The following is a 407-nucleotide window of genomic DNA, read 5'->3' as shown; positions in this document are numbered from 1 at the left end:
ATATAACGAGCGTGTTTATCGGCTACATCGGTACTGACTCGATTGGTTCGCTTATCAAACGCTTCGCTGCTAAAAAAGCCGGAGTAGAAGATGGTAGAAATCAATAATCAACGTAAGGCGTTCCTCGATATGCTGGCGTGGTCGGAGGGAACTGATAACGGACGTCAGAAAACCAGAAATCATGGTTATGACGTCATTGTAGGCGGAGAGCTATTTACTGATTACTCCGATCACCCTCGCAAACTTGTCACGCTAAACCCAAAACTCAAATCACCAGGCGCCGGACGCTACCAGCTTCTTTCCCGTTGGTGGGATGCCTACCGCAAGCAGCTTGGCCTGAAAGACTTCTCTCCGAAAAGTCAGGACGCTGTGGCATTGCAGCAGATTAAGGAGCGTGGCGCTTTACC

At 49.4% G+C, this 407-nt stretch carries 1 protein-coding gene; it reads left to right on the top strand.

Annotation, left to right across the window (positions count from 1 at the left end):
* Positions 1-90: 90 nt before the first annotated feature.
* Positions 91-407 (top strand): glycoside hydrolase family 104 protein (locus CRV02_RS14615; protein WP_129090920.1); only part of this gene is annotated, 317 nt, incomplete at its 3' end.

The sequence above is a fragment of the Arcobacter sp. CECT 8989 genome, assembly GCF_004116715.1.
Lineage (GTDB): Bacteria > Campylobacterota > Campylobacteria > Campylobacterales > Arcobacteraceae > Halarcobacter.
This window is presented reverse-complemented; position numbering and strand designations above follow the sequence as displayed.